The organism is bacterium, from assembly GCA_021372775.1.
GTDB lineage: Bacteria > Acidobacteriota > Polarisedimenticolia > J045 > J045 > JAJFTU01.
Genome location: JAJFTU010000431.1, coordinates 1 through 1,723 on the forward strand (window position 1 = coordinate 1; position 1,723 = coordinate 1,723).

Sequence of the window (1,723 nt, forward strand, 5' to 3'; positions counted from 1 at the left end):
GCCTATCTGGACGTGATTCGCGCGGTGAAGGAGCTGACGAACCTCCCGCTCGCGACCTACAACGTTTCGGGCGAGTACTCCGCGGTCAAGGCCGCGGCGGAGCGCGGCTGGCTCGACGAGGCCCGCATCGTGCGCGAGAACCTGCTGGCGATGGCCCGCGCCGGCGCCGACCAGATCATCACCTACCACGCCCGCGAGGCGCTGGCGGGGAAGTGGCTGTGAGCGCCGGGCCGAAGTCGGAGGAGCTGTTCCGGCGCGCCTGCGAGGTCATTCCGGGCGGCGTCGATTCCCCCGTCCGCGCCTTCCGCGCCGTCGGCGGCACGCCGCTCTTCGTGCGCCGCGCGCAGGGGGCCGCGGTCGAGGACGCGGACGGCCGCCGCTACGTGGACTTCGTCATGTCGTGGGGACCGCTGATCCTCGGCCACGCCCATCCGGAGGTCGTGCGCGCGGTCGCCGCCGCGGCGGCCGAGGGGACGAGCTTCGGCGCGCCGTGCGAAGGGGAAGTCCTGCTGGCGGAGAAGGTCCTCGCGCTCTACCGCGGGATGGAGCAGGTCCGCTTCGTCTCTTCGGGGACCGAGGCGGTGATGAGCGCGATCCGCCTCGCCCGCGGCGCGACCGGCCGCTCGGTGATCGTGAAGTTCAGCGGCTGCTACCACGGCCACGCCGACCATCTGCTGGTCGCCGCCGGCTCCGGGCTGGCGACGTTCGGCGAGCCCTCGTCGGCCGGCGTGCCGGCGGAGTTCGCGGGGCTGACGCGCGTGCTGCCGCTCGACGATCCGGAGCGGGCGGAGGCGCTGTTCAAGGCCGAAGGGGACAAGATCGCGGCGGTGATCGTCGAGCCGATCCCGGCGAACAACGGCCTCCTCGCGCAGCGGCCGGAGTTCCTGCGCCTGCTGCGGGAACTGACGGCGAAGCACGGCGCCATGCTGATCTTCGACGAGGTCATTTCCGGCTTCCGCGTCGCCCCCGGCGGCGCGGCGCAGCTCTACGGCATCGAGCCGGACATGGCCACGTTCGGCAAGGTGATCGGCGGCGGCATGCCGGTCGGCGCCTTCGCGGCCAAGCGCGGGACGATGAAGCACCTCGCGCCGCTCGGCCCGGTCTACCAGGCCGGAACGCTCTCGGGGAATCCGGTGGCGATGGCCGCCGGCCTGGCGACGCTCGGCGTGCTGGAGCGGGAGCGCGGCTGGGAACGGCTCGAGACGCTCGGCCGGCGCCTCGAGGAGAAGCTGACGCCGGTCCTCGCCGCGGCGCGCGTTCCGGCGCGTCTCGTGCGGGTCGGGTCGATCTTCTGGCTCTCGCTGCAGGCGGGCGATCCGCCGCGCGCCGCGGAGAAGCTCGCGTCGGGCGGCGCGGCGATCTACCGGCAGCTCTTCCACGCGCTGTTGAAGCGCGGCGTCTCGATGGCGCCCTCGGCCTACGAGGTCGCCTTCCTCTCGCTGGCCCACGACGAGACGCACGTGGACCGCCTCGTCGCGGCGCTCGCCGAGGCGCTGGCGGAGGTCTCCCCCGCGTGAGGCTCCGGCTGCCGCGGCTCGACCCGACGCGCGCGCTGCAGGTCGCCTTCCTGCTGTGCCTGACGGTCTGCGCCGGCCAGGTCGTCTACTGGATCGCCGACGAGGTCCAGCACACGAACCTCGCCGGCGCGCGCCTCCTCGCGCAGTACGACGGCGACGTGCGGGCGGCGCGCGCCCTGCTCGACCGCGGGATGGATCCGCGGGCG

3 protein-coding genes are annotated in these 1,723 nt (G+C 73.9%); all 3 read left to right on the forward strand.

All coding sequences use genetic code 11. The annotated features are described in order from the left end of the window. Window positions 1–222: porphobilinogen synthase (locus LLG88_14895; protein MCE5248193.1), on the forward strand; the 222-nt coding region annotated here is incomplete at its 5' end. After that, entirely contained in the window at window positions 213–1,517 is a 1,305-nt protein-coding gene (gene hemL / locus LLG88_14900) for a glutamate-1-semialdehyde 2,1-aminomutase (GenBank protein ID MCE5248194.1), read from the forward strand. The genes LLG88_14895 and hemL, both read left to right, overlap by 10 nt. Further along, window positions 1,514–1,723 (forward strand): hypothetical protein (locus tag LLG88_14905; protein MCE5248195.1); only part of this gene is annotated, 210 nt, incomplete at its 3' end. The genes hemL and LLG88_14905, both read left to right, overlap by 4 nt.